Origin of the sequence: Nonomuraea sp. NPDC005650, from assembly GCF_040605375.1 — a bacterium.
Taxonomy (GTDB): domain Bacteria; phylum Actinomycetota; class Actinomycetes; order Streptosporangiales; family Streptosporangiaceae; genus Nonomuraea.
Genome location: NZ_JBEXCR010000044.1, coordinates 92,537 through 117,663 on the forward strand (window position 1 = coordinate 92,537; position 25,127 = coordinate 117,663).

The window sequence follows — 25,127 nt, forward strand, 5'->3', positions numbered from 1 at the left end:
GTGTCATGTGCGACTTCGGGGGGTGATCCGCGCGTTGGGCAGTGCGGGTGCGGGCAGGCGTTGTGGTGTGCCGGTGTAGCCGTCGATGCGGCCGAACTGGTCGGACTCGCGTTCCCACGCCTCGCGGAAGGCCACGACCTCGTCGTGGCTGCGGGCCACGAAGTTCCACCACATCACGATGTCCTCGTCGAACGGGGCGCCTCCGAGCAGCAGCACCCGGGCCGGCTGCCCGCCGGGGTTTTCCAGCACCAGGGTCGCTGTGCCGGGCGCGAGGTAGCCGAGGTCGGCCCGGGCCAGGCCGGTGCCGGTGAGCACGACCGTCCCGGTGTCGACGAGGACGCCGTGTTCGTGGGTGGGGTCGACGGCGAGCGTGATGCTGGCCTGCGGATCGAGGACGATCTCGGCGCCGAGCAGCGGGGTAAAGGTCGGCACGGGGGAGGTCTCGTCCGCGAGGCTGCCCAGGAACACTCGCGCGGTGGCGCCGCCGATGTCGATCGAGGGCGGCGTGTGGTGGTGGAAGGCGCGTGTCGTGTGGCGGTGCGCGTCGGGCAGGGCGATCCACAGCTGCACGCCGTGCAGGGTCGTGGCGCCCGTGGTGGAGACCTCGGAGTGGCAGATGCCGTGCCCGCCGGTCATCAGGTTCAGCTCGCCGGGCCGCACGATCGCGTGCGTGCCAAGGCTGTCGCGGTGCTCGACCTCCCCGGCGAAGAGCCAGGTCGCGGTCTGCAGGCCGGTGTGCGGGTGCGGGGGCACGTCCATACCCCCGCTGCGGTCGACGGTGGTAGGTCCATAGTGGTCGGCGAAGCACCATGCGCCGATCAGCGATCGCTTGCGCTGCGGCAGCGTGCGCCAGACCGTCATCGCCCGAGGGCCACCGAGCGGCACCTCCCGTGCGGACAGTACCTCGACCCCGCCGGTGCCGGGCGCGCCACCAGGGCAGGTGAGTTCGACCGGGACCGTTTCGGTGTTGCTCATGTGATGGTTCCTCGGGCGGCTTCGTCGGACCTGGCCGAGCGGGCTCGAGCGACGGTACGGCCGCGTGGGGAGCCGGGGAAACGCCCGAGCATGGCGCGAACCTCTTCGGCGTCGACGTCCGCACCGAACAGCTCGGCGCCGGGCTCGAAGCGGACGCCTTCGGCGAGCGGGCCTGCGATGACGGGGTCGAAGCCGAGCGCGTCGACGAGCTGGGCGACGGCGGTGATGTCAGCGGCGTCATCGCCTGCGATGGCGAGCGCCTTGCGTCCGGGTGTCGCGGCTGGGCGAGCTTCGTCCTCGAGGTCGTGGTAGCCCATGTGGTTGAACGCTTTGACCACGCGGGCTTCGCGCAGGAAGGACTGCACGATCTCGCTGGAGGAGGTGCGCGGGTCGGTGAGGTCGTCGCGGATGCCGTCGGTCTCCCACCAGTAGTTCATCGCGTCGACGACGAGCTTGCCGCGTAGCGCGTCGGCGGGGATGGTGCGGTACTTGCCGAGTGGGAGGGCGAGGACGACGATGTCGGCCTGGCAGGCCGCCTCGGTGGTGGTCGTGGCGGTCGCGCCGGGCACGACGACCTCGACGATGAGCGCGATCTTCGCCGGGTCGCCGGAGCCGGCCACGAGCACGCGGTGGCCCGCGGCGACGGCGAGCCGGGCGAGCACGATGCCGACCTTGCCGGCACCCAGGATCGCGATGGTGGTGTTCACGTCGTCTCGGCGAGGATGTCGCGGACCATGGGGATGACCTTGGTGCCGTAGAGCTCGACGGCCCGCAGGCGGGCGCTCATCGGCTGCGAGCCGCTGGTGTAGACCAGATCGAACCGGCCGGCGTCGAGTGTGCGGACGGTGCGGGCGATCTTGCGGGCGACGGTTTCCGGGGAGCCGACGTACAGCGAGCCGTGCTCGAGATCGGCGTCGTACTCCTCCCGGCGCAGCGGTGGCCAGCCGCGCTGGGCGCCGATGCGGTCGCGGATGACCTTGTAGCGGGGGTAGTGGAGCTGTTTGGCCTGTTCGTCGGTGTCGGCGATGAAGCCGGGTGAGTGAAGGCCGATCGGCCATGCGGGGGTGGCGAGCTGCTCGGTGGCGCGGCGGTAGAGCTCGATGAGCGGGGTGAACCGCTCGGGCGGGCCGCCGATGATGGCGAGCATGAGCGGCAGGCCGTGGCGGGCGGTGCGGATGATCGACTGCGGTGAACCGCCGACGCCGACCCAGGTGGTCAGGCGGCCGGAGTCGGTCTTGGGGTACACGTCGACGTGCTCGAGCGGGGCGCGCACGGTGCCGGTCCAGGTGACCGGTTTCTCGTCGAGGAGCTGGACGAACAGCTCGAGCTTCTCCTCAAAGAGCACCTCGTAGTCGGCGAGGTCGTAGCCGAACAGGGGGAACGACTCGGTGAACGAGCCGCGCCCGAGGATCACCTCGGCGCGGCCCGAGGAGATCGCGTCGAGGGTGGAGAAGCGCTGGAAAACACGCACGGGGTCGTCGGAGCTGAGCACGGTGACGCCGGAGCCGAGGCGGATGCGGGAGGTGCGGGCGGCGATGCCGGCGAGCACCGTCTCGGGTGTGGAGATCGCGTACTCGGGTCGGTGGTGCTCGCCGAGCGCGATGGCGTCGACGCCGAGTTCGTCGGCGAGGGTCGCCTCCGTGACGACCTGGCGGATCGCCTCGGCGTGAGAGACGAGGGCGCCGGAGTCGTCTTCGGGCACGTCACCGAAGGTGTCGAGGCCGAGCACGAGGTCGCTCATCGGGCTGCTCCTGGATGTTCGTCGCACTTGAGACTTCGAGTCTCGCCAAAGAAGATGATATGTCAACAAAATGGCGCGGGATCGGCGCCGCTCTGCGCCGGCCCCGCCCGCTGTGCCGGTCGCCGGCGCTGCTATGCGCGGGTGCCGGTGGTGGGGGTGGGAGTGTTGAGCAGCTGCGTCTCCCAGGCGAATGCGACCCCGGTGCCGCCGCCGTGCTGTGCGCCGATCTCCGTGAGCGCCGGGATGGTCGCTTCGCGGGCCCAGTCACGCTGCAGCTCACCCTGCACGACGCCCCAGGTTATCGGCACTACGCCCGCCTGGACCATGCGTCGTACAGCCATGTCGTGCGCTTCGGCCGACACCCCGCCGGAGGCGTCCGTCACGACGTAGACGGCGTAGCCGTCGTCGAGGGCCTGAATCGCCGGCATGGCCACGCAGATCTCCGTCCAGAGACCGGCGATGATCAGCTTCTTGCGCCCGGTCGCCTCGACGGCGTCCACTACGCGGCTGTCTTCCCAGGTGTTGATGAACGTCCGGTTGATCGGCTTCTGGTCGGGGAAGACGTCCTGCAGTCCTTGGATCAGGTAGCCGCCGCGCTCTTCCAGGACGGTGGTCAGGATCGTGGGGATGCCGAATGCCTTGGCGGTCTTCGCGAGCCCGACGACGTTGTTGACGACCATCGTCGGTTCGTGGCTGTTGAGGTTGGCGAACTGGAACGGCTGGTGGTCGATCAGCAGGAGGACGCTCTCCTCCGGAGTCAACAACGCATCGAGCCCGGCCTTCTTGGTGCTCATGGCATATCTCCTTCCATCGTGTCGATCAGGTGAACGGGTACGGGCCGAAGCGGCCCCAGGCCACGGCGCCGGCCGGCACGATCAGCACGACGTTCATCGCGACGGTGGGGCCGGGTGATGCGGGGCCGGACGAGCGGGTTGTCGACCCTGGCCGCAGCATGACGATCAACCCGTTTTGTTGATGTGTCTACATCTATGGGATTTCTGGTGACGTGTCAACATCGCTGGTAGACTCTGCGCATGTTGCGTCCTGGAAGCTGGACGAAGCCGGCGGGCGGGAGTCCCGTCCGGGTAGTCGCCGGAGAGCCCGGTAGCAGGCCCCGGTTCGTCGTCGAGAGGTGGCGGGCTGAGCGGGGTGTCGAGAGCTTCTTCGGAGGGAGCAAGCACGCGGGCCGTAGTGTCATCAGGCGCGAGTCCTGCAGCCTCGTCAGAGTTGCGACAGAGGAGCCGAGCCGCTCATGTCACGGCGAAGGCCAGGTCCGGCGGGTGGGTGTCCCGGAGATGCGCCTGTCGGGTCCTTCCGGGGTACGGGGAGCGGCACGTGTGCATGGTTTCGTCACGGGACAGGAGAGGCCCGTCTGTGTAGCCTCGTCAGCGAAGACCGGTCGTATAAGCCCATGATGAACTCGGCCGGAGCGCAGCGGGTGACCGACGGGGTCGTAGTACCGCGGATCGCCTGGAGGTCCCCGGTGGGAGGGAAGGACCCCGACTTTGATCATGCTGGTGGTGGGGGTAAGCGTCAGGGCATGACCGGGGCCGCCCGGTCCGACAACCTCGGCGGGCAACCTGGGCCCGACGATGCTGGGCGGCGGTCGGAGCTGGTCCTGCGGCCGAACGTGGGCAAGGTGCGAGAACTCCAGCGCAAGCTATGGACTGCGACCAAGAAGTCTTCGGGCCGGCGTCTCCGCGCCATGTATGACCGGATCTACCGGGGTGACGTCCTGGTGGAGGCGTGGGAGCGGGTGCGCGCGAATCGCGGCGCGGCCGGGGTGGATCGGGTCACCCTGGCCGCGGTGGAGGTCTACGGCGTGGACCGCATGTTGCGTGAGTTGCGCGATGACCTTCGCGCAGGCAGGTATCGTCCGGTGCCGGCCAGGCGGTCGGCGTCCCAGGCGATGGAACGACTGCGGGTCGGGTTTATCGAGGGTGTCACCAATGTCGGAGAGTTCGACATCCGTAACTTCTTCGGCGAGAGCGACCATGACCGGTTGTCGGCCGATGTGGGCAAGCGGGTGTCGGATCGGCGGGCGCTCAAGCTGATCCGCCAGTGGCGGCCGGCGGGTGTGATGTTGGACGGGGTGCTGGAGCGGACGGTCGCTGGGACCCCGCAGGGCGGGGTGATCTCCCCGCTGTACGTCCAGAAGATCATCGGTAAGCCGTATGCGGGAAAACCGCACGTAGGGAGTGAAAGGGGGATGGGGAAACCGGGCCGCGCAGCGGTACCGGCGCCCCTGACCACCAATGGGTGAGGCGCGCTGGCTCGACGAGCGGGAGGCGCGCGTGTGGCGCGGGGTGATCGGCGTGCTGCAGCGGCTGACCGCGGTGCTGGAGCGTCAGTTGGTCCAGGACGCGGGGCTGTCCGGGGCGGAGTACACCCTGTTGGTGCCGCTGTCGGAGGCGCCGGGCGGGGTGTTGCGGGCGCGTGACCTCGGCCGGATGGTCGGCTGGGAGCGCAGCCGGATCTCCCACCAGGTCACCCGGATGGAGAAGCGCGGCCTGGTTGCCCGTGAGGAGTGCAGCGAGGACGCGCGCGGGTCGATGGTCCGGCTCACCGACGCAGGCCGGACGGCCATCGTCGCCGCCGCTCCCGCACACGTCGCCGCCGTCCGGCGGCACTTTATCGGCGCGCTCACCGACGCCGAGCTCGATGTCATCGGACCCGCGCTCGAACGGGTCCTCGACCGCCTCCCCGACGACGACGGATGACACCGCCTCCTCATGGCCTCCCGGATCCACCGTCGAAGGACCCTTACCGGACTGATCAGCGAGTACCGGAGAGCAGCCTGATCGCCCTGCGACCAGTTCAGCAACGGTATTCGCCGTTTCGGCGCCCCCCACAGGGTCACCAGTATCCCGAGGTCCCGCACACGCCGGATCTGGAGCAGGCGCAGTAGATGCGACACCCTGTACTTCTTGTACTCGTTGGGCCTGCGAGCCGGTTCGTCGAGCAGGCCGAACGCGGCGACTCGGATCAGGCGGGCTCTGCCGCGCAGGTCAGCTCGCGCACCGGGCGTTTCCCCGTGGTCAGGAACGTCGTCACCGCGGTGTCCGCGCACGTGTTCTTGCCGAGCAGGTAAACACCATGGCCGCCTTGCTCGACGGTCACCATCCGGGCCCGGTCGCCGAGCGCCCGCTGCATCTTCTTGGCGCCGGCCAGCGGTGTCCCCGCGTCGCGGAGGAATTGCACCATGAGGACGTTCGAGGGGCCCCGGTCATTGACGCGCACCGGCGCCTCGATGGGGTCGGACGGCCAGAACGCGCACGGCCGAATGTTGGCCGTCGCCGCGCCGAACATCGGGTACCGCTTACGGTCGGCCTCGACGGCGCGCTGGTACGTATGGATCGACCTGGGCCAGCGCGAGTCGCCGCAGACCACGTACTGGTGACTGGACATCGAGTTGTCCGAGTTCAGTACGGGATCATCCGCTGCCCCCGCCGGCGGCGCCTGGCCGGCGCCGATCGACTGCCAGAGCCCGGCCAGAGCAGGGAAACTCGCGTCGCGGAAGAGCATGGAGAACGTGATCATCCGGAACAGCGCACCGTCGGCTCCCTGGACCGGTGTCCTGTCCAACCGTTCGGCGAGCTCGAAGTACTTCTCGGTCACCTGCTCCGGTGTGCTGCCCAGCCCGTACCCGGGGTGGGCAGCGGCGTACTCGGCGAAGTCGGGGAGCCGGTCCTCGACGCCTCGGGCGAACAGACTCCTGTCCTCGTAGTTGATGCCGCCAGGGGGCAGGTTGCTGTCGATCACGATCCGGTCGCCGCGCTGCGGGAACAGTGTGGTGTACACCGCGCCGAGGTGACTGCCGTAGGAGTAACCAAGGTAGGAGAGCTTCGGCTCGCCCAGTGCCTGCCGGATGCGGTCCATGTCGCGGGCGGTGTTGGCGGTGGTGACGTACGGCAGCATGAACCCCGTCTTCGACGTGGCGCACTGCCTGGCGATGGCCTTGGCCTCCTCTGCCTGCTTCGCGACGTAGGCCGCGGTGGGCGCGTACGGCGGGACGTTGCCCCGCAGTTGCTGCTCCGGTGTCAGAGTGCAGGTCACCGGCGTGCTGTGGCCGACGCCGCGCGGGTCGAACCCGATCACGTCGTAGGTGTCCAGCACGCTCCGCGGCATACCGGCGGCCACGAGATCGACCGGGAACCGCAGGCCCGCCGCGCCCGGGCCGCCCGGGTTGAGTAGCAGCACGCCGCGCCGCCGCGTCGGGTCCTTGCTCGCCAGGCGGGAGATCGCGATGTCGATCGTCCGCCCGTCCGGCTTGCGGTAGTCCAGCGGAACCTTGAGCGTCGAGCACTCCAGACCGGACGCGGCGACGTTCTCCGGGCACGGCCCCCACCGCACCGCGCTCGGCGTGGCCGTTGCCGCGGCGGGCACTGCCGGCAGGAGGGTCGTCGCCACGGCGGCGACGGTCAGGGCTGTCAGGGCTTTTCGCACTTGATCACTTTCTACGAACGAGATGGGCATGGGCGTGGACGGGCCGTCGGGAGGCGTGATCAGCGCTCGTCCGGGTTGGTCATGAGCGCCTGGAACAGCCGGTTCGCGCGGCGCTGCTTGTCGTTGAGCAGGTGCTCGCCGTAGGCCGCGAGCATCGAGGGCACGTCGAGGCCGACTTCGATGTCGGGAAGTCGGCGATCGTCGCCTGCCGGCTGGTGAGCCGCTCGATCTCTGCGGTTGCCTGCCGATCCAGCGTGTCGAGCAGCTCGCCGGCGGCCGGGTGTAAGTGCTTCATGTGGGTCGATTACAGCCGTTGCGGCGCTCTTCCGGCAGTGCGGCCACGTCACCACCTCGCCATGACATTTCGCAGGTGAAGTCCATGACGCGGCGTCACTGGTGAACCCCGGAGCGATCTGGCCGCACCATCGGACCGGTGTCAACGGCCGAGTGCGTTTTTGCGCGGCCACGGACAACCGGCGCCCCCATCTCCGGACGCCGAGCGCCGGCAGCGCTGAGCAACGTCGCGCGCACCCGACCACACCCTTGGCCGCCTCCTGCGGATCCGACGTCTTGCCGAGCTGCGTGTGCCGCTCTCGCAGATCGGAGAAGGCCGAACCAGATGCGGTGGTCGGTGTCGCAGACGACCGGTCGCCGATGACGCCGAAGACCGCGGTGACGTGTGCCGGTTCGGCGGACTTACTGACGAAGCCCTGAACGCCAAGTTCAGGGCCTTGCGGAGCACACCGGCCTGGCATTGGCGGGTCAGCATGAGGATCGCCCGCTCCGGCCGCCTACGACGGGTCGCCGCGACGGCTCCGAGCCCGTCCATGCCAGGCATCTCCAGGTCGATGACGAGTATGTCGGGCCGGTGCCGCAGGGTCGCCTGGACCGCCTCTTCTCCCTCCTCGGCCTCCGCGAGCATGGTGACATCCCCTTCGAGGGGAAGCGGCGACGCCGGCGCCGACCGCAGAAGAGCCTCGTCGTCGGCAAACATCGGGGTGGTCATCGGTCGCCCTAACGCGTCGCCAAAGCAGCGTCGCAACGTCGGCGGGGGAATGTCGCGGTCGTGCGGAACAGCCCGTCCTTTCGCTCCACCGTCAGCTCGCCTTCCTGGGCTGCCAAGCGGTCCCGGAGGGCGGCGAGTCCGCTGAGCCTGGGAGGCCCCGCCTCGCGTGTGCCGTCGTTGGCGATGGAGATGCCCGTCTCCGAAAGGGTGATCCACACCTGCTCGGCCTCGGCATGGCGCAGGATGTTGGTCGTCGTCTCCCGGAGGACCTGGCCCAGCAGCTCACCGACACGGACGTCCACCTCGGCCCCGCGGTCGACGCGCACGTGGATGCCCGCGGCCTCGAAGAGGTTTTTGGCGTTCTCCAGCTCCGCGGACAGGTTGAGCCGCCGCTGCGCGTGGGCGAGCTCCCTGGTCTGCGTGATGGTGTCGCCGACCAGGGCGCGCACCTCGTCCAGCTCCTGCTCCACCCGCCCGATGTCACTGTGCAGCAGCTTCTGGGCCAGCGAGACCTTCAACTTCACCGCATGGAGCGTATGGCCCTGAATGTCGTGCAGGTCGCCGGCGAAACGTACGCGCTCCCGCATGACGGCCACCTCCGCTTCGCGTTCCCGTGCCTTCTCCAACTCTCCGATGAGGTCGTGGATCTGGGCGAGGAGGACCGTGAGGACGACTCCTCCCAGGGCGACGCATGAGGAGAGGAGGACGTACTGGACCAGAACGTCGACCACGTCCTCGCGCGCCACCACCAGTTTCGTCGCCACCACGGCGACAGCGAAGGCGGCGAGTGCCGCGATCGCCGCCCACCGGTGGCGCGGCAGCTCCAGAATGGTGATGGTGGCCACGATGGCGAAGCCGTACGATGGCGCCGAGGCGTCCGCCGCCAGCACTCCGACGAGCCATACGGTCGCGGTGACGATCAGGCCAGGAAGCGCGACGCACGAGGAACGGCCCACGGTCCACCGATTGACGACCACCAGAGCCGCGGACACGCCCACGCCCATGAGGAGCGCGTCCCACCAGGAGTCGGTGTCGGTCGCCACCAGCAGCGATCCAACGGCGGAGATCGAGCCGGACACGATGCCAACGTTGAGTTTGCGTAGCTGGCCCTGCGTCTGCTCGGTCTGCTCGGAGGTCAACGCGTGTCCCTTCCAGGCTCGTGTCCACAGCCACCACATACAGTCCTCCATCCCGGGCTTCGGCTGTTGGAGCAGAGGCGGCGGCCCGAGCCACGGAGGAGAGGCCCCGTGCAAACGGACGACACGACGGCCCTCTTGGATATGGGCGAAGACCACGCCGCCATAGGGATGCTCTCCGTGATCAGGCGCCAGAGGCACGCCTCAGTGTGCTTCCACCTCGCCGAGTCCACCAGTGACACCACGTCATGATTTCGCTTGCGGAACGAGAGAAACCGGTGGTTGAAGCCTCCTGCGGTGACATCAGCTCGAATCTGGCGGATCTGGGCTGATTGCGGTGCGTGTCCGCCTTGCTTACCTGTTGACTGAACTAATGAGGGTGTTTGTCCAGTTCAGAAGACAGGCGCTGCGGGGGACGTCTTGGTCCCGGCTCATGATCGAAGGGGACGATTCCGAACGGAATCTCGCAGCGTTGCTCGTGCCGCGGGTGGGTACGTTCGTCAGACCGACGATGTGTGGGAGCCCTACCGGCTGGTTGATCCGGCCGGGGAGGTAATTGGGCCGGTCGCGGTGTATCTGAGCGATCTGCAGGCGATCGGTCGGCCGGCGACGATGCAGCGTTCGTACGCCCACGACCTGCTGCGCTGGTTCCGGTTTGTGTGGGCGATCGGCATGCCGTGGAATGAGGCCACCCGGACCGAGGCCCGTGACTTATCGCGGTGGACCCAGATCACCGATAAGACCGACCGGCAAATGGATCACTTCAGACGCCGGATGGTGGGGCGGTGGTCCCAGCGATAGCGGGTCGTCGAGCGTCGGATGAGCATGCGGAGCGTGACGAAAGCGGCGGCGAGGTATAGGTAGAAGTCCACGGCGCTGCTCCCCTTCTCGGTGCAGCGCCGCAGCTTGCCGTAGCCGTTCATCCATGAGTGGCACCGCTCAACCACCCACCGCTTGCCGGCCTGGATCGGTGCGGGCACACCCTTACGGGCTATCTCGCCGGTGAAGTCGAACTCGTCGAGCAATGCGCGGGTCTTGGCACTGTCGTAGTCGAGATTGACGTTCACCTGCTCGGGGAGTGGTCCTACCTGGGCTTTCGTTGCTTCGAGGGTAGGGCCGAGCAGTGGTGAGTCGTGCTGGTTGGCGCCTGCGGCGACAATTCTCAAAGGGACCCCGGTCGCGTCGGAGGCCACAGATCGCTTCAGTCCCTGCTTGCCTCGGTCGACCGGGGAGCGTCCGGCTTTCTCGCCGCCCGAGGGAGCTTTTGTGATGCGTCCGTCCACAGAGATCTCGGCCAGTTGGAGGCCGATCATCCGATCGTACGCTTGCAGCGCCAGGGCGTGGACTTGCTCCGATATGCCCATCTGCGACCAGAGCTTGACGCGGCGTCGAACGGTTCGGTCCGAGCAGCCCGGACTGGCGATCCGCTCGTATCCAGTGCCGTGGACCAGGGCCTGCACGATGTGCTCGAAGACGATTCGCTCCGGGACCCCGGCGACGGTGGCAGCCCAGCGGGTGGGTCGGCGCATAGTCATCGCGCGCGGGTAGCAGGGCCGCGATCTGGTCTCACAGGGGGCGAGCAGGCAAGATGGCGCAGCAGGCACGGGCCTTCCAGTGATCACTGAGCGTAGAGAACTCCATGATCATTCAAGCCCGTGCCCGTCTCGCACCCGGCACCACTATTCGCCCGTCGGTCGCAGCCCGTCTTCAACCTCCATCGGCGCCGTACGTCACGGACGGAGGTTGTGACGGCGTCACACCAGCCGGTTACTTGAGATCGAGGACGGCTTTGCCGTGGAGGCGACGGTCGAGCAGAAGCTTGACCGCCTCGGAGTGGCGAGTCCAGGGGCCGCGCCAACTGATGCCCGGATCGAGGCTGCCTGCGGCGATCTCTCCGGCCAGCCAGGTCAGATCCGCGGAGAAGTCGGTGGTGGGGTCGCCGAAGAGGAAGAAGGTGCGGATCGACCGGTCGTGCCGTCCTCCGGTGCCCAGCAGAGCATCCGGTGACAGCACCGCGTCGGCCTCGGAGGAGCGGCCTACGCTGATGAGGCTGCCGCCGGCCGACAGGGAGGCGAAGGCGTCGACGAGTTGCTGTCCGCCGACGTTGTCAAGAACGGCCGACACGGGCTGCTGCATGGCGGCCGGCTCGGGGTGGACCTCGTGGGCGCCCAAGGCTCGCAGCCCGTCCGCCTGAGCGGTGCTCCGGCTGATGGCAACGACGTGCGCGCCGGCGCGGGCAGCCAACTGGACGGCGTAGCGGCCGACGCCGCCGGAAGCACCGGTGACCATCACGCGGCGACCGAGTAGCGATCCCGTCTGACGTAGCACGTGCAGGGCGCTCAGCCCGGCAACGGGAACGGTGCTCAACGCGCCGGGATCGGCGTCCTTTGGCGCGGTGCCGAGCAGGGCGGCGGGTACTGCCCGCAACTCGGCCCAGCCGGCCTCCCCTCCAAGGGTGACGACCCTCTCTCCCTCGGCCGGGCCCGAACCGTCGGCGGCCGCCTGGACGACCACGCCGGCCGCGTCCCATCCGAGCACGGTGCCGTCCGGCATCTCCGGACGGGTGGCTTCATGGACCTCACCGAAGTTCAGCGAGACCGCCTCGACCCGCACGAGCGCCTCGTGGGCGGTGGGTCGCGGGGCAGGGACGTCCGTCAGTGACAAGTGGCCAGGTGAGGTGTGATCCACGACGAGTGCACGCACAGGAAGATTCCCTTTCAATAAAGTGCCACACTGTAGCGTTTGCTCCAGTAGAGCATATGCTTAATATCGGCGTAGTTGGTACAGTGATGGTGATGACGACCGTTGAACAGCCCGCCACCCTGCGCGAACGCAAAAAGCTGCGTACTCGCCAGGCACTGATCGACACCGCCATCACGCTCTTCGGCGAACGCGGATTCGACAACACCCCGCTGGACGCGCTGCTGGAGCAGGTGGAGGTGTCCCGGCGGACCTTCTTCCGCAACTTCCACTCCAAGGAGGACGTGGCGCTCGCCGCCGTCAAGCAGCTCTGGGACATCTACCTGAAAGTCCTGGACGGCATCGAGAAATCCGGGCCGCTGGCCGATGTTCTCCTCGCCGCCATGCTGACCACCCTGGAGCGCATGGACGAGGACTGGTACCGGCGCTTCCCGCTCACGCTCCGGCTGATCGCCGACTCACCCGCCCTCGACGGGCACACGCTGCGGCACTGCGCCGAAGTCCAAGCCGAGATCGCGTGCCGACTTGACGGACAGAACCGTCTCGAACTGCGGCTCCTCATCGAGTTCTTCGTGGCCACCTGGCGCTGCGCTCTGGACGAATGGCTGCCCGACTGCACGCCGGGCGAACTGCCCGCGCTCTTGCGCCGGGCCCGCTCAACCATGAACTCCGCCCTCAGCCTGGAGGCATGAGCTCGTTCTGTGCCGCCCGGCCTCGAACAGGGCCCGGACGTGCTCACCCACAGGGAGAAGAGCAGCAGCGCCGTGGACTTCTCCCTCTATCTCGCCGCCGCTTTCGTCACGCTCCGCATGCTCATCCGACGCTCGACGACCCGCTATCGCTGGGACCACCGCCCCACCACCCCGACGCCTGAAGCGATCCATTTGCCGGTCGGTCTGAGTCCGCGCGCTCCGGTGGCGTGGCGGCGGCCCCACCGAATCCGGCGGCGGGCAGGCAAAGCCGGGCCGAAAGTACGCGGCGACCACCCGCGGCCACAGTGAGAACGTGCTGCGTGGCTTCTACGACTTCCACCGCGACGCGGGCTCGGGTCCGATGGTCAACCCGTTTCCCCTCGTCCGGCCGGGTGGCCGTGCGGATGGCGGCGTGCCGGTGGGTACGGACGATGGTGGAGTCGACAGGGTCGGCCTCGCCGTCGAGCGTGGCTTTCACGGCGCTGAGGTTCCATTCCACCTCGTCGGAAGCAGCCTGCTGTCTGATCCGTCAGTCGGGCTGCTTCTCCATATGTGCGAGGACGCGGTTCGAGATCCGGGCGAGCGTGTCGAGTTCTTCGTGGGTGAGGGCGTTGATGAACAGTCGGCGGACGTGTTCGACGTGTACGGGCGCGGCGTCTTCGATCGCCTTGTAGCCGGCCGTGGTGGCGACGATGAACGCTCCTCGTCCGTCGTCGGGACATTCTTCCTTGGTCACCAGTCCGCGTTTCGTCATCCGCCCGACCTGGTGGGACATACGGCTCTTCTCCCACTCCACCAGCTTCACCAGGTCCATGAAGCGTATCCGCCCGCCGCTGGTTTCGGTGAGTTTGGCCAACACGATGTAGTCGGAGGCGGACATTCCGGAGTCAGCCTGGACTCGGCGGGAAAGCCGTCCGATGAGCTTCTCCTGCATGCGGATGAAACTGTCCCAGGCGGCCGCCTGCTCCGAGGTCAGCCAGCGAGGCGTTGCGTCCATGGAGGGAGCGTAGCGAGATCGTTGACAGCTCATCCATCCCCCCGGCGCGGCCGATTCTGAATCAATGCCCAGAACGTCCGGAACCGCCGCCAGCACCGGCACCCTTGACGCCTCACGGCTTGCGGCAAGTTGGGGAAAGTGTCCTTTTAGCCTCCTTATCGCACTTTCCGTTACGCGTCGCCACGGTCGGTACCGCAACATCAACGCCTGAGCCGCCATCCGGTGCCGGCCCGCTTCCCGTAGCGTCCGGCGCTCCTACGTGGACGGCTCCAGCGGGGGCGGCTTGGGCCAGGTGTCCATGCGCCCGGCAAGCGTCGACAGGTCGACGACTTGGCAACCAGTTGACGATTCAACGACCGACATCTAATGTAGGTGACACATCAACAAAATGGGCTGGGGCCGTCAACCGGCCAGCCCGTACTCGGCTCGCTGCAGGCATCGAGATGTCGGTGCACCGCCTGAGGCCCGCTTGCCAATTTACAAGTTGATGCATCAACTTGATTGGTGGAACAAGGCCCACGCGGAAGGCGTATGGAGGACACGTGTCAGTGGAAGTGAGTGACGTTCCCGAGGCCAAGCGGTACGAGGCCCGGGTCGAGGGAGAGTCCAAGGTCGCGGGCGTCGCGGAGTACATCCGTACGACAGAACTCGTCGCGTTCGTTCATACCGAGGTCTCGCCGGAGTACGAGGGCAGGGGGATTGGGGCAGCGCTGGCTCGCACCGCCCTCGACGAGGCGCGCGCCGCGAACCTGCGGGTGCTGGCGACCTGTCCGTTCATCGCGGGGTGGATCGCCCGGCACCCCGAGTACCAGGACCTGCTGTATCAGTCCCGCAGCAGAGTCAGCGACTGAACACCGGGCATGGCAGCGACGGAGGCCGGTATGAGCAGCGGAACCGAGAAGAAGGCGTACGAGGGCCAGTCGATCACCGTGACATTCGAGGCCAGGCGCTGCCTGCACGCCGCCGAATGCGTCCACGGTTTGCCCGAGGTCTTCGACCCGGGTGAGCGCCCGTGGATCCGGCCGGACGGCGCCGAGGCCGAGCGCCTGGCCGAAGTGGTGCGGCGCTGTCCCTCGGGTGCGCTGCAGTACGAACTCGTGGACGGAGGGGCGGAGATTCCGGACCGGCCCACGCGGATCACGCGCAACTCCGTCGGACAGTTGATCGCGCGCGGCGAGTTGAGCATGGACACGGCGGCAGGCCCGCGTGCGGAGACCAGGGTCGTTCTGTGTGGTTGCGGGCAGAGCCGTCTTCAGCCGTACTGCGACCACGTGGGGCCATGCGGTCAGACAGCGTCGGGCTGATCCGCCCCCTCACACGTAAGTGCCCCAGAAGAACCAGGAGTCGAGCAGATGTCCCTCGCAGTGCAGTTCTCCGAGTACGGCACCCCTGACGTGCTGCGTGTCGTCGATGTTCCGCCGCCCACCGCGGGGCCTGGACAGGTGCGGCTCGCGGTGCGGGCCGCGGGTGTCAACCCGATCGACTGGAAGATCCTGCGTGGCTACATGAGCCAGGTGATGCCCCTCGACCTCCCGGGTGGGCTCGGATCCGACGTGGCCGGTGTGGTCGACCAGGTAGGCGAGGGCGTGACCGCCTTCAGCGTGGGCGACGAGGTGTTGGGAGCCTCCATCACCCCGTCCTACGCCCAGTTCGCGCTCGCCGACCCGGCCGCGCTCGTCGCCAAGCCGGCCTCTGTCCCGTGGGAGGTGGCCGGAACCCTGGCCGGCGCGGGTGTCACCGCCTGGGAAGCGCTGAACAAGCTCAAGGTCACCAGGGGTGAGACGCTGCTGGTCCATGCCGCCGCCGGTGGTGTGGGCACGTTCGCCGTGCAGCTTGCCGTCGACCGGGGGGTGCACGTCATCGGCACCGCGAGCGAGGGCAACCACGAGCAGCTCCGCTCCTTCGGAGTGAAACCGGTCACCTACGGCAAGGGGCTGGTCGAGCACGTGCGGGGCATCTCTCCGCAGGGAGTCGACGCGGTCCTCGATGCATCCGGTCGCGGTGAGATCCCGGACTCGATCGAACTCGCCGGCGGCCCGGAACGTGTCCTCTCCCTCGTGGCCTTCGACGCGGCCGGGAGCGGTATCCAGATCCACATGACAGAGCCGGGAGCGAGCGGGCCCCAAGCGCTCGGGGACATCCTCGCCCTCATCAAATCGGGGCGGCTGCGGGTGCCGATCCAGCGGACGTACCCCCTCGGCGAGGTGGCGGCCGCGCTGGAGGTCAGCCAGTCGGGGCACCTGGGCGGCAAGCTCGTACTGCTCCCTGGGTAAGGGCGCGACGCCCCGCGAACAACGACAGCACGCACTTCGAGTTCCGTGGCTGTTCAGGAGGCGGACGTCCATGGCCTGTGCGAGGTGGCGGCCGGATGACGGCACGACTCACTCGCGACTGAGGTTGATCGTCGCCCCCACGCTTTGGCACCTGGGTAAGCCAGGCGCCTAAAAACACGCAGCCGGTTCTGTCCTGACTGTGTGGCAAATACAGCAAAGCATTTTTACGGCGCGCGGTGTGCCTGCCTATCTCCGGGCGCCGGGTCTTCATGAGCCGGCCCGCGGACTCGCCGAATGCTTCGGGACATCTGGGGATGAACGCAACCATTTGAGAGTTCAACTAAAGAGTCGGAGGTCCGGAAACAAGGTGGGAGAGCGTCATGATCGAGCGGCTAGTAGGTAAAGCTACAAGTTCAACCTGGGCGCACTGAAGGTGCGGTTCACCTTCGGCTCGCAGACGCAGGGCAGCTTCGTAGTCGAGGAGGGCGGTGGGCTCGCGCCCGACGGTCACGCGGAGACCGTACAGCTCGACCTGAAAAAGATCCGCGACGGCGTCTACCTGAACTCGTGGACCGAGGCCGGCGGCGCCACCGTCACCCACGTCGAGGACTTCGCCAACGGGACGCTGTATTCCAACGTGACTGTCGACGGCACTCTCTACAACTTTGTCGGGGCCATCGAGGAGGCATGACCATGACTGGCAATACCGCGGCTGACCAGGCTCAGCGCAACACCGAAATCGTCCTTACCGCCATGCGAGAACTCTTCAAGGAGAAGGATATTACCGCGCTCGACCGGTACTGGGCTGAGCCCTACGTCCAGCACAGTCCCCAAATGCCCAACGGTCTGGACACGCTCCGTGCTGTGGTGCCGGGCCTGGAGGGCTTCTCGTGGGAGCCGAAGCGGGTCGCCGCGCAGGGTGACCTCGTATTCACCCACAGCATCGTCCACGGCTGGGCGCCGAACCCCGTCGTCATCGTCGACATCTTCCGGCTGGACAACGGCCGTATCGTCGAACACTGGGACGTCATCCAGGACCTCACCTCTCCCGACGGGACAGTCAGCGGCAATCCGATGGTCTGACACCAGGCAGGCAGGAGCGTACTAGCGCGCCGCTCCATTCTGCCGATCGGCGCTAGGGATTGTCTTGCCGATCACGGTCGAGCCAGATGAGTGTGCTGGCGAGATGCGCATGAACTGATGCTGCTGGAGCGCGATCTGAAGATAGTGCGTCTGGAGATCCGGCCGCTTAACGTACGTCACGGTGTCGGCCGGCGAAGGATCGAAAGCGGATATGCGCCATGGAACACAGGGGATCTGATCCTCCGGGCCTCGACGCCCACAGCGACTCAAGAAGGGAAGAATAAATGGGGTACATCACCGTAGGGAATGAAAACAGCACGCCGGTTGAGCTCTACTACGAGGATCAGGGCGCGGGTCAGCCCGTCGTCCTCATCCACGGATATCCACTGAACGGTCACAGCTGGGAGCGCCAGACGCGAAATCTTCTAGCCGCCGGATACCGCGTCATCACCTACGACCGTCGGGGCTTCGGCAAGTCGTCAAAGGTGAACTCCGGGTATGACTACGACACCTTCGCCGCAGACCTGAACACCGTGCTGGAGACGCTCGACCTTCGCGACGTCGTCCTGGTGGGCTTCTCGATGGGTACGGGCGAGGTCGCCCGTTACGTCTCAAAATTCGGACATGAAAGGGTCGCCAAGCTCGCGTTCCTGGCCTCGCTGGAGCCTTTCCTGGTCGCCCGGGACGACAACCCCGAGGGTGTGCCGCAGGAGGTCTTCGATGGAATCGAGGCAGCGGCGAAAGGTGATCGGTACGCCTGGTACACGCAATTCTTCTCGGACTTCTACAATCTTGAGGAGAACCTTGGTGGTCGGATCAGCCAGGAGGCCGTCACCGCGAGCTGGAACGTGGCGACGTCGAGTGCCCCCGTGGCGGCCTACGCGGTCGTTTCCGCTTGGATCGAAGACTTCCGCACCGACATCGAAGCGGTCCGCGACAGCGGCAAGCCAGCTCTGATCTTGCACGGTACGGCCGACAAGATCCTACCCGTCGACGCTACCGCTCGCCGCTTTCGACGGGACTTGCCCGAGGCGCAGTATGTGGAGATTGAGGGCGCCCCACATGGGTTGCTCTGGACGCACGCAGATGAGGTCAATTCAGCCCTGCGCTCCTTCCTCGGGTAGATCCGCGACGAGACCGGAAAGCATTCGTCATCGGCCATTGGCTACCGAGGTGCGGTCTTCGTGCGAGAACGGCTATCCCCGCTTCCAATGAGAACGGGGGTAGCCGGGTGTCCGCGGCCATGTAAAAGTGGGTCTGGCCCACTTTCCGTGATCAGTAGCCGTGCAGCACACGGACGCGGAGCAGGTCGGGGTCGGCTCGCCCGTACATGATCTGTTTGATCATCTAAAAGTTACGTGGAATCTGGCCATGGAGATGACCATGTCTCCGCGGTTCTGACCACGGAACTGGGGAGATGGCTTGAGCGGCACGGTGGTGCTGGAGGAGAAGTGGCCGATGCTGGGCTGGCATGCCCGGGCGGCAGAGTGGCTGCGGATCTGGGTGGATCTGGGAAGAGCGCCGCGGACGATCGATACCTACGCGCGCGGGCTGGCCGAGTACCTGGAGGTGTGTGAGCGCGAGGGCGTAGACCCGGTGACGGCCGGCCGGGCGCACATCGGCGTGTTCGTGCGGGCGTTGACCGAGCGCCCCAGCCGTCGGGGCGCGAACGTCGTCGCGCTCGATTCGGGCTCCGGCTTGTCGAACGCCACCATCCAGCAGCGGATCGTGCCGGTCAGGCTGTTCTAGACCACCTCATGGAGGAGCACGAAACCGCAGGCCAGCGCTACGAGAGAGTTTTGGCACCGGGACAGGCCTGTGCCCAGGCGTCGTGGCGATCCTCGCCGACCTCGCTCACCGGGGTTCCACGGTGAATCGTGATGCTCGGGTGCTGTGTGGCGGCCGCCGAGAGGCGGGTGTGCAGCCCCTGCCAGGACTCGGCGGCGAAACCATCCCGTTCGTCTCGGCTCCGACTCCCGTGACGCGCTGGAGATGAGTCGGGTTGACGCCGACGGCGCCGCCGCTCCTTGGCGCGTACCCGGCCCGTTCGAGGACGGTCACGCCGAGCCCGCGGTCGGCGAGTGCTAGCGAGGCGGCCAGACCGGCGAGTGATCCGCCGACGAGGATCGCGTGGAGCGGCCGGCTCATGCGAGCGGGACCACTCGGAGTGTCGCTTCGCGTGCTGGTGAGCGGGTCATCTGGCGGACACCGGAGTCGTTGCCGTAACGCGAACGCAGGGCCTGGTCGACCTCCGCTTCACGCCCGCGGTCGGGGATGAAGGCCACTGCGAACCGTCGCCCGTCGACGTCGATCTCGCCCTGCCCTGAACGGACCGCACCTTGGTACCAGTCGCGGTGCGTCCCGTCGAGCGAGCGGATGGGCTCGTCCTGGCCGAGGCGGACGTGTCCGACCAGTACGAGGGGTCGTAGTGTCCCGTCGGTGCGTGCTCCCGCGACGCGGATCAGTGGCACACGGTCGAGCTGGTCCAGCTCGGCAGCGGTCCAGGGCCGAGTTCGCGGCAGGTGGCTTTCCGCGAGATTCCTCCTGACGCCCAGCCTCTGTCCTACAATCTCATTCTAGTACAGTTTCGAACTAGAGTGGAATGGAACCATTCGAGTGTGGCAGGGGTCGAGCTATTGCGCGGGCTCTAGCAAGGCCAGGAGAATCCGGTGCAGCTCGGCGCGATCGCGAGGCGCGATCGTCGCCAGCCTGCGGTCGAACTCGGTCGCGAGCGATGCGAGCGCGCGGTCCCGCGCCGCTTCACCCTCGTCGGTCAGCGCGAGCCGATGCCGCCGCAGGTCCGCATCGTCGATCTCGCGCCGCACGAACCCCTTGGCGACGAGGTTGCGCACGTAGACCGTCACGCTCGCCTTCGGAATTGCCAGCTTCGCCGCCAGCTCTGCCGGGTACGGCGACGCCGCCACCTCGGCGAGCACGAAGAACTCCTTCGACTCCAGCCCGAGCTCGGCCAGCTCGGTGCTGCAGGAGTCCAGTACGACGGTCAGCAGGCGATGGTTCAGCGTCCACAGCTGTGCGGCGTCAATGGACACGCGCCCCCCTTCCTCCAGATGATACAGTTTCGTATTGGTTCAACATCGTACTATCGATCGCATCGAACTGACCGGCTATCGCACGAACCCTACGCGAAGGGACCCGTCAGATGCTCCAGCACATCACCATCCCGCGCGGACCGATCGAGCTCGCCGCCGACCTCCACCTCCCCGACGACGACGCCGCGCCGCGGCGCGCCGTCGTGCTGTCGACACCGGGCAGCAGCGTGAAGGAGCAGATCGGCGCGAACTACGCCGCCCGTCTCGCGGCCCGGGGAATCGCGGCGCTCGTGTTCGACCCCGCGCACCAGGGCCGCAGCGGCGGCGAGCCGCGCGACCTCGAGGACCCGTACCGCCGCTCCGAGGACATCTCGTACGCAATCGACGCCCTTGGCGCCGTCCCGGGCATCGACCCAGGGCGCATCGGCGTCCTGGGCATCTGCGCCGGTGGAAGCTACGCGGTGCACACCGCCCGCACGGACCACCGCATCAGGGCGGTCGGCACCGTCGTCCCGAGCGACATCGGGGCGGCGTTCCGCGGCTTCCAGCCGGACGGCCCGGCAGCCGCCCTCGAGGGCCTGGCCGAGTCCCGCGCTGAAGAGGCCCGCACCGGCGAGCCGGCGCGCGGGGCCTGGCTGCCCGATACCCTGGCGGATGCCGAGGCGCTCGGCGTGACCGACGTCGACACGCTCCAGGCGATCACCTACTACCGCACGGAGCGGGGCGGCAACGAGCACTCGACGAACCGCCGCCTCACCCGGAGCGACGCGCTGTTGCTCGGCTTCGACGCCTTCCACCTGGTCGACGAGCTCATGACCCAACCCCTCCAGGTCGTCCTCGCCGGACGACGCGGCACCACGGGCTCGTACGAGTCGGGCATGCGGCTGTGGGACCTGGCGCCCAACCCGGTAGACCTTATGGTCATCGAGGGCGCCGGCCACTACGAGATGTACGACGAGCCGGAGTACGTCGATGCGGCGGTAGACCGGCTCGTCGGCTTTTACTTGGACAACCTGTAGGTCGGAGGGTCGCCCCGGCGCCGTCCGAGTTTCTTCGCCGTCAGGCCGAGCCGCCGGACCGGGGCGGATCCTGCCCCGTGACCATGCCGGACTGCTGGACGGGATCAGCACCATCGCGCTGGGGGGAGCTGGCCGCGCGTATCGCGGAGGCCGTCGCCGGCCGGGCGGGTCGCCCCGCGCTTGAAGGGCTTGCTCAGGCGCACCGGTCGTTCGCCCATGATCGTCCCGGTCGATGGCAGGCGCTCCAGCGCCGGGCGGGGCCCGCGGTCGTCGGTTCCGACGCCGCCCGGACAGTCGTCGCGCTCACGGACGCCGTCCTGCGGGACTACGACGTCCCGCCGAGCGAACGCGTCCACGCCGCCCGGCTGCTGGGCAGCACCATCAACGGCTACCTCTCACTGGAACACATCGGCAGCTTCGACCACAGGGAACCTGCCCCCGAGGTGTCGTGGCGCAGGACGATCGACGCGCTCGACGCCCTCCTGCGGGCATGGCCGACCGCCCCGGCCGCCGCCCCGTAGGCACTCATGGAGCAGAAGGAAGAGAACGTCATGCCCAGCATGTCCCTGACCGCGCCGTTCGTGCACGGCGCCGCCGAGCTCGAACGCACCGCGCGCGGCCTGCGCCCCCACCGCCTTCCCGGCTGGGTCCGGGAGCGGTTCCCGGACCCGCAGCTCCTGATGGTCGAGGGCCAGCCCTCGGGCGTCCGCGTGGTGGTGACCACCGCCGCCCGCACCGTCTCGCTCGTGACCCACCCCCTGCGCGTGGCCTACCGGGGCGCGGACCGGCCACGGGGCGCCGTCGACCTGGTGGTCGACGGCGAATCCGTCGCCAGCAGCGTGCTCGACGGCGGCGACGTCATCGAGGCCGACCTGCGCACGGGCGCCACCGAGCTGCGCCCCGGCCCGTCACACACCACGACGTTCAGCGACCTGCCGAGTGGCGACAAGCTCGTCGAGATCTGGCTGCCCCACAACGAGTCGGTCGAGCTGATCGAGCTCTGGTCGGACCTGCGCCCGTCGCCCCCGTGGAGCCGGCACGGAGCGTCTGGCTGCACCACGGCAGCTCCATCAGCCACGGGTCGAACGCGAGCGCGCCCACCCGGATCTGGCCCGCCGTCGCGGCCCGGCTCGGCGACGTCGACCTGCGCAACCTCGGGTTGGGCGGCAGCGCGCTGCCCGACCCGTTCCTCGCCCGTGTCATCCGCGACTCGCAGGCCGACCTGATCAGCCTCAAGCTCGGCATCAACGTCGTCAACCTCGACGGGATGCGGCTGCGCACCTTCGTGCCGGCCGTGCACGGCTTCCTCGACACGATCCGCGACGGCCACCCGACCACTCCGCTCGTCCTGGCCTCGCCGATCTTCTGCGGCATCCACGAGGACACCCCGGGGCCGGGCGCGGTGGACCCGGACACGCTCGGCACCGACCACGTCCGGTTCGTCGCCACCGGCCGTAGCGAGGAGCGGGCGCAGGGCAAGTTGACCCTCCGGGTGATCCGCGACGCGCTGGCCGAGATCGCCGGGCAACGGTCGGACGACCCGAACCTGCACTACCTGGACGGCACCACGCTCTACGGCCAGGACGACGCCGCCGAGCACCCGCTGCCCGACGCCCTGCACCCGGACACCGCCACCCACCGCCTGATCGGCGAGTGGTTCGCCCGGTACGCCTTCACCGAGAAGGGACCGTTCACGAGTTCATGAAGGCTTCGGCAACGGCGCGGTGGCGCATCCTGCCCCCGATCGCGTTCGCCCTTGACGCCGGTGACTGCCCCATGCGCGTCACCGCATGACAGGACCTGATCTCCCGCGGCGCCCGCACGCCCAACCCTGGGCAGGCGGTAGCCGAACCGCCGGGGGCAGCGGCATCCGAACCGGGTGGGTCTGGAACGACTGCAACATCAGCGCGGCGAACCGGCGTGATGCGGCCTGCCGCATCTCGGGGGTGGCCGCGCGGATGCCCTCGTTGGCCAACAACGCGAGGTTGATGTCCTCGAGCACGAGGTCCTCGCGCAGCGAACCGGCATCCTTCGCCTGCCGTACCAGCTTGAGCAGCGACGCGAGCGTGCGTCCACGTTCGGCGGCGAACTCGGCCGGCTCGGACATCCGCGTTCAGCCGAGCTCGGGTCAGGCGGGCGCCGGACTGAGCCACGACGACGAGGTCCGCCACGGCACAGCCGTGGCCGAGGCCGCCCAGCACAGTGGTGTGGCCCACCTTGTCTGCAGTTCGATGATCGCCGCCGGGCCGAAGCCGACGGGGTCTTCAACGAGCCGGCGGGTCTTCATGGGCAGGGCAGCCGAGGGGGCAATCGAATCGAGAGCGGCGAGACATAGGCTAGCTGTCATGTTCCGCGATGAGGATCTTGCCTTGCTCGCACGGCCGCTCTACGCCTTCCTCACCGTTGCACCACGCGGTGAACGCTGGCCCGCGCCGCGCCCGGTGTGGTTCGAGGTAGCCGAAGACGGCGACCTGCACATGTTCTCCCTCCCGGACGCGCCGAAGCTCGACCGCCTCCGGGAGCACCCCCGTGCTTCCGTCGTCGTCGCGGCTCCGTCTGGTGAGCCCGAACATTGGGTAGCGGTGGAGGGCTCAGTCACTCTCCACGATCAGGGTGGCGCCGAACTCGCGGCTCGTCTCGCCCAACGATACTGGGACATGAGCGACCCGAAGTACCAGAAGTTCCTCGACGAGTGGCTTGTCAGGGGCGTGGTGCGCATCGTCGTTCACCCAGAGGTGGTGAACCGCTTCTCCGCCTGAACAGCCAGACATCGTCAAGACGTCCGCTCCGCGCCTGCTTGAGGCGTTGCGGACCCTGTGTACTGGCCTGAAAGGGGCAGTGGCCCCTTCTCCCAGGCAGGCTGCCCGTCTCCGGCGTACTTGGTCTGCGTCCCTGCTCCAGGCCGTCGCGCACGAGCTCGTGCGCGTGCGGGTCGCCGAGCACCCGGGCCGCGGCGGCCAGGACCTGAACGTCGGCCTGGTCGACGTCGACCAGGCGCAGCGGCGCGAACTCGTAGGGCCATGGGGGCGAGTAGGCGGCCGGTGGTGCCGGCCTTGATAGCGCGCTCGCCCTGCGTGGGCGCAAGCACGGTCGCGAGCCGCCGCGGCGCCTCGAGCGCGGCGCCGCCGGCGAGCGGGGCGGGCAGCTTGCCGGGCTCGACCTGGCCGGTGTTCTCCCACACAGAGTAGGTGAGCAACAGCTCTTCCAGCTCGTTGAGCACGTGCAACAGGTCGTTGTCCAGGTCGGGCACCAGCATGGTGCGGATGGTGGGGCTCACGGGGTTGTCCTTTCCCTCGGTGGAACGCGGCCCTGTGGGCCCTGTCAGGGCCGGTGGATGTCGTCGACCAGTTCGGCGGTGGCGGGGGCCTGGGGGTTCCGGTCGTGCAGGAGAGGGCCTACGTGCGCCGGGGGCGCTGCGGGCGAATGAGCAACTGGTCCTTGCTGTGCCAATGGCGCTCAAGGGCGAAGACCGGGTCGCGCTCCATGCCGTACCCGTCGCCCCAGGCAGCTTTGCCGTACCCTGCGCTCGTGATGATCTGGTCGTCTACGGCCTCGGGGTCGCTCTCGCCGGCGACGTGGACGATCACCCGGCGCGTCGTCGGGCAGGTCGGCCAGCGCCGCCCGGAGCTGCCCGGCCGTCCAGGCCCGCTCTCCCTTGGGGCTGGTGACCGTCTCCCACGGCACGACGTGATCAGCAAGTTGCCTGACACGCCGATCCACAGGTGACCGATGAGTTCGACCGACATGCCGAGTCATACACAGCACAACGAACCTACGGAAAGGACAATCCAATGACTGAGCTGAACGCGGAACATGCCCGGCGAGCGATCGTCGAACACACCCGACGTTTGGCGGAATCAGCCGCCGCGGCCGGACCTGACGCCGCCGTGCCGACAGCCTCGAAGTGGACGGTCACTGAGGTTCCCCCAGTAGCACGGACACCCGAGGTGAGGTCACTCAGTGGTGTCTGAGGGCCGGTAGAGGCTCTCGAACGTGACGGGACTGTGCA

27 protein-coding genes and 5 pseudogenes are annotated in these 25,127 nt (G+C 68.0%); 16 read left to right on the top strand and 16 right to left on the bottom strand.

Annotated elements, in window-relative coordinates; translation table 11 throughout:
* Positions 1-3: 3 nt before the first annotated feature.
* The 5 genes from ABZS69_RS51670 to ABZS69_RS51690 form a co-directional block, all read right to left on the bottom strand.
* Positions 4-975: a pirin family protein gene (locus ABZS69_RS51670; protein WP_355387779.1), complete on the bottom strand. Its 972-nt coding sequence runs from the start codon at positions 973-975 to the stop codon at positions 4-6.
* Positions 972-1,682, bottom strand: a complete 711-nt coding sequence (locus ABZS69_RS51675; RefSeq protein WP_355387782.1) for an NAD(P)-binding domain-containing protein — start codon at positions 1,680-1,682, stop codon at positions 972-974. Before ABZS69_RS51675 ends, ABZS69_RS51670 begins: the two co-directional genes overlap by 4 nt.
* A complete protein-coding gene (locus ABZS69_RS51680) occupies positions 1,679-2,716 on the bottom strand; it encodes an LLM class flavin-dependent oxidoreductase (protein WP_355387785.1) in 1,038 nt (345 codons plus the stop codon). The genes ABZS69_RS51675 and ABZS69_RS51680 overlap by 4 nt, the downstream gene beginning before the upstream one ends.
* A gap of 131 nt (positions 2,717-2,847) precedes the next feature.
* The gene (locus ABZS69_RS51685) at positions 2,848-3,510 is read right to left on the bottom strand and encodes a hydrolase (RefSeq protein WP_355387788.1); all 663 of its coding nucleotides are present in this window, start codon (positions 3,508-3,510) and stop codon (positions 2,848-2,850) included.
* A gap of 25 nt (positions 3,511-3,535) precedes the next feature.
* Complete coding sequence (locus tag ABZS69_RS51690) at positions 3,536-3,670, bottom strand: hypothetical protein (RefSeq protein ID WP_355387791.1); 135 nt, start codon at positions 3,668-3,670, stop codon at positions 3,536-3,538.
* A 586-nt stretch (positions 3,671-4,256) separates the two neighbouring features.
* On the opposite strand from ABZS69_RS51690, the gene ABZS69_RS51695 reads away from it, so the two are divergent.
* Both ABZS69_RS51695 and ABZS69_RS51700 read left to right on the top strand, forming a co-directional pair.
* Complete coding sequence (locus tag ABZS69_RS51695) at positions 4,257-4,979, top strand: hypothetical protein (protein ID WP_355387794.1); 723 nt, start codon at positions 4,257-4,259, stop codon at positions 4,977-4,979.
* Entirely contained in the window at positions 4,972-5,436 is a 465-nt protein-coding gene (locus ABZS69_RS51700) for a MarR family transcriptional regulator (RefSeq protein WP_355387796.1), read from the top strand. Before ABZS69_RS51695 ends, ABZS69_RS51700 begins: the two co-directional genes overlap by 8 nt.
* A 265-nt stretch (positions 5,437-5,701) precedes the next feature.
* Here the strand turns inward: ABZS69_RS51700 and ABZS69_RS51705 are convergent, their stop codons facing one another.
* The 5 genes and pseudogenes from ABZS69_RS51705 to ABZS69_RS51725 form a co-directional block, all read right to left on the bottom strand.
* Positions 5,702-7,162 carry an alpha/beta hydrolase gene (locus tag ABZS69_RS51705; protein ID WP_355387799.1) on the bottom strand — a complete coding sequence of 487 codons (1,461 nt, stop codon included), beginning with the start codon at positions 7,160-7,162 and terminating at the stop codon, positions 5,702-5,704.
* 665 nt (positions 7,163-7,827) lie between these two features.
* A pseudogene (locus tag ABZS69_RS51710) lies at positions 7,828-8,168 on the bottom strand (response regulator); the annotation flags it as partial.
* A gap of 8 nt (positions 8,169-8,176) precedes the next feature.
* The gene (locus ABZS69_RS51715) at positions 8,177-9,307 is read right to left on the bottom strand and encodes a histidine kinase (protein WP_355387802.1); all 1,131 of its coding nucleotides are present in this window, start codon (positions 9,305-9,307) and stop codon (positions 8,177-8,179) included.
* Positions 9,308-10,062: 755 nt separating this feature from the next.
* Positions 10,063-10,908: pseudogene (locus tag ABZS69_RS51720) on the bottom strand (IS5 family transposase).
* 163 nt (positions 10,909-11,071) lie between these two features.
* Positions 11,072-11,917: a zinc-binding dehydrogenase gene (locus tag ABZS69_RS51725; RefSeq protein ID WP_355387805.1), complete on the bottom strand. Its 846-nt coding sequence runs from the start codon at positions 11,915-11,917 to the stop codon at positions 11,072-11,074.
* Positions 11,918-12,099: 182 nt separating this feature from the next.
* Here ABZS69_RS51725 and ABZS69_RS51730 point away from each other — a divergent pair, with 182 nt between their 5' ends.
* Together ABZS69_RS51730 and ABZS69_RS51735 are read left to right on the top strand one after the other, a co-directional pair.
* A complete protein-coding gene (locus ABZS69_RS51730; protein ID WP_355387808.1) occupies positions 12,100-12,696 on the top strand; it encodes a TetR family transcriptional regulator in 597 nt (198 codons plus the stop codon).
* 72 nt (positions 12,697-12,768) lie between these two features.
* A pseudogene (locus ABZS69_RS51735) lies at positions 12,769-12,867 on the top strand (IS5/IS1182 family transposase); the annotation flags it as partial.
* Between the two features lie 358 nt (positions 12,868-13,225).
* On the opposite strand, the gene ABZS69_RS51740 reads toward ABZS69_RS51735, so the two are convergent.
* Positions 13,226-13,693, bottom strand: coding sequence for a MarR family winged helix-turn-helix transcriptional regulator (locus ABZS69_RS51740; protein WP_355387811.1), 468 nt, complete (start codon positions 13,691-13,693; stop codon positions 13,226-13,228).
* Positions 13,694-14,235: 542 nt separating this feature from the next.
* Between ABZS69_RS51740 and ABZS69_RS51745 the strand changes: the two genes are divergently transcribed.
* The 7 genes from ABZS69_RS51745 to ABZS69_RS51775 all read left to right on the top strand — a co-directional run bounded on the left by ABZS69_RS51745 (position 14,236) and on the right by ABZS69_RS51775 (position 18,798).
* Positions 14,236-14,544 carry a GNAT family N-acetyltransferase gene (locus ABZS69_RS51745; protein ID WP_355387814.1) on the top strand — a complete coding sequence of 103 codons (309 nt, stop codon included), beginning with the start codon at positions 14,236-14,238 and terminating at the stop codon, positions 14,542-14,544.
* A 30-nt stretch (positions 14,545-14,574) separates the two neighbouring features.
* The gene (locus ABZS69_RS51750; RefSeq protein ID WP_355387817.1) at positions 14,575-14,997 is read left to right on the top strand and encodes a (4Fe-4S)-binding protein; all 423 of its coding nucleotides are present in this window, start codon (positions 14,575-14,577) and stop codon (positions 14,995-14,997) included.
* Between the two features lie 48 nt (positions 14,998-15,045).
* Positions 15,046-15,966 carry an NADP-dependent oxidoreductase gene (locus ABZS69_RS51755; protein WP_355387820.1) on the top strand — a complete coding sequence of 307 codons (921 nt, stop codon included), beginning with the start codon at positions 15,046-15,048 and terminating at the stop codon, positions 15,964-15,966.
* A gap of 433 nt (positions 15,967-16,399) precedes the next feature.
* Positions 16,400-16,657 (top strand): hypothetical protein, encoded by a 258-nt coding sequence (locus ABZS69_RS51760; RefSeq protein WP_355387823.1) that lies wholly within the window; start codon positions 16,400-16,402, stop codon positions 16,655-16,657.
* Entirely contained in the window at positions 16,654-17,049 is a 396-nt protein-coding gene (locus ABZS69_RS51765) for a nuclear transport factor 2 family protein (protein WP_355387826.1), read from the top strand. The genes ABZS69_RS51760 and ABZS69_RS51765 overlap by 4 nt, the downstream gene beginning before the upstream one ends.
* Positions 17,050-17,333: 284 nt before the next feature.
* Positions 17,334-18,173: an alpha/beta hydrolase gene (locus tag ABZS69_RS51770; RefSeq protein ID WP_355387829.1), complete on the top strand. Its 840-nt coding sequence runs from the start codon at positions 17,334-17,336 to the stop codon at positions 18,171-18,173.
* Positions 18,174-18,471: 298 nt separating this feature from the next.
* On the top strand, positions 18,472-18,798 hold the full coding sequence (locus tag ABZS69_RS51775) for a hypothetical protein (RefSeq protein WP_355387832.1): 327 nt from the start codon (positions 18,472-18,474) through the stop codon (positions 18,796-18,798).
* Positions 18,799-19,193: 395 nt separating this feature from the next.
* Here ABZS69_RS51775 and ABZS69_RS51780 read toward each other — a convergent pair whose 3' ends face one another.
* Both ABZS69_RS51780 and ABZS69_RS51785 read right to left on the bottom strand, forming a co-directional pair.
* The gene (locus tag ABZS69_RS51780; protein WP_355387858.1) at positions 19,194-19,619 is read right to left on the bottom strand and encodes a DUF2255 family protein; all 426 of its coding nucleotides are present in this window, start codon (positions 19,617-19,619) and stop codon (positions 19,194-19,196) included.
* A gap of 63 nt (positions 19,620-19,682) precedes the next feature.
* Positions 19,683-20,099 (bottom strand): MarR family transcriptional regulator, encoded by a 417-nt coding sequence (locus tag ABZS69_RS51785; RefSeq protein WP_355387835.1) that lies wholly within the window; start codon positions 20,097-20,099, stop codon positions 19,683-19,685.
* A gap of 110 nt (positions 20,100-20,209) precedes the next feature.
* On the opposite strand from ABZS69_RS51785, the gene ABZS69_RS51790 reads away from it, so the two are divergent.
* From ABZS69_RS51790 to ABZS69_RS51805, 4 genes and pseudogenes are all read left to right on the top strand, one after another.
* The gene (locus ABZS69_RS51790; RefSeq protein WP_355387838.1) at positions 20,210-21,118 is read left to right on the top strand and encodes an alpha/beta hydrolase; all 909 of its coding nucleotides are present in this window, start codon (positions 20,210-20,212) and stop codon (positions 21,116-21,118) included.
* Positions 21,119-21,201: 83 nt separating this feature from the next.
* A complete protein-coding gene (locus ABZS69_RS51795; protein WP_355387861.1) occupies positions 21,202-21,639 on the top strand; it encodes a TetR-like C-terminal domain-containing protein in 438 nt (145 codons plus the stop codon).
* 39 nt (positions 21,640-21,678) lie between these two features.
* Positions 21,679-22,038 (top strand): annotated as a pseudogene (locus tag ABZS69_RS51800) (lipase); the annotation flags it as partial.
* 107 nt (positions 22,039-22,145) lie between these two features.
* A complete protein-coding gene (locus ABZS69_RS51805; RefSeq protein WP_355387841.1) occupies positions 22,146-22,823 on the top strand; it encodes a GDSL-type esterase/lipase family protein in 678 nt (225 codons plus the stop codon).
* A 78-nt stretch (positions 22,824-22,901) separates the two neighbouring features.
* On the opposite strand, the gene ABZS69_RS51810 is transcribed toward ABZS69_RS51805, so the two are convergent.
* The gene (locus tag ABZS69_RS51810) at positions 22,902-23,225 is read right to left on the bottom strand and encodes a hypothetical protein (RefSeq protein ID WP_355387844.1); all 324 of its coding nucleotides are present in this window, start codon (positions 23,223-23,225) and stop codon (positions 22,902-22,904) included.
* A 238-nt stretch (positions 23,226-23,463) separates the two neighbouring features.
* Here ABZS69_RS51810 and ABZS69_RS51815 point away from each other — a divergent pair, with 238 nt between their 5' ends.
* Complete coding sequence (locus ABZS69_RS51815) at positions 23,464-23,877, top strand: pyridoxamine 5'-phosphate oxidase family protein (RefSeq protein WP_355387846.1); 414 nt, start codon at positions 23,464-23,466, stop codon at positions 23,875-23,877.
* 636 nt (positions 23,878-24,513) lie between these two features.
* Here the strand turns inward: ABZS69_RS51815 and ABZS69_RS51820 are convergent.
* A complete protein-coding gene (locus ABZS69_RS51820; RefSeq protein ID WP_355387867.1) occupies positions 24,514-24,705 on the bottom strand; it encodes a hypothetical protein in 192 nt (63 codons plus the stop codon).
* Between the two features lie 4 nt (positions 24,706-24,709).
* Positions 24,710-24,874, bottom strand: a pseudogene (locus tag ABZS69_RS51825) (hypothetical protein); the annotation flags it as partial.
* Positions 24,875-25,127: the final 253 nt, after the last annotated feature.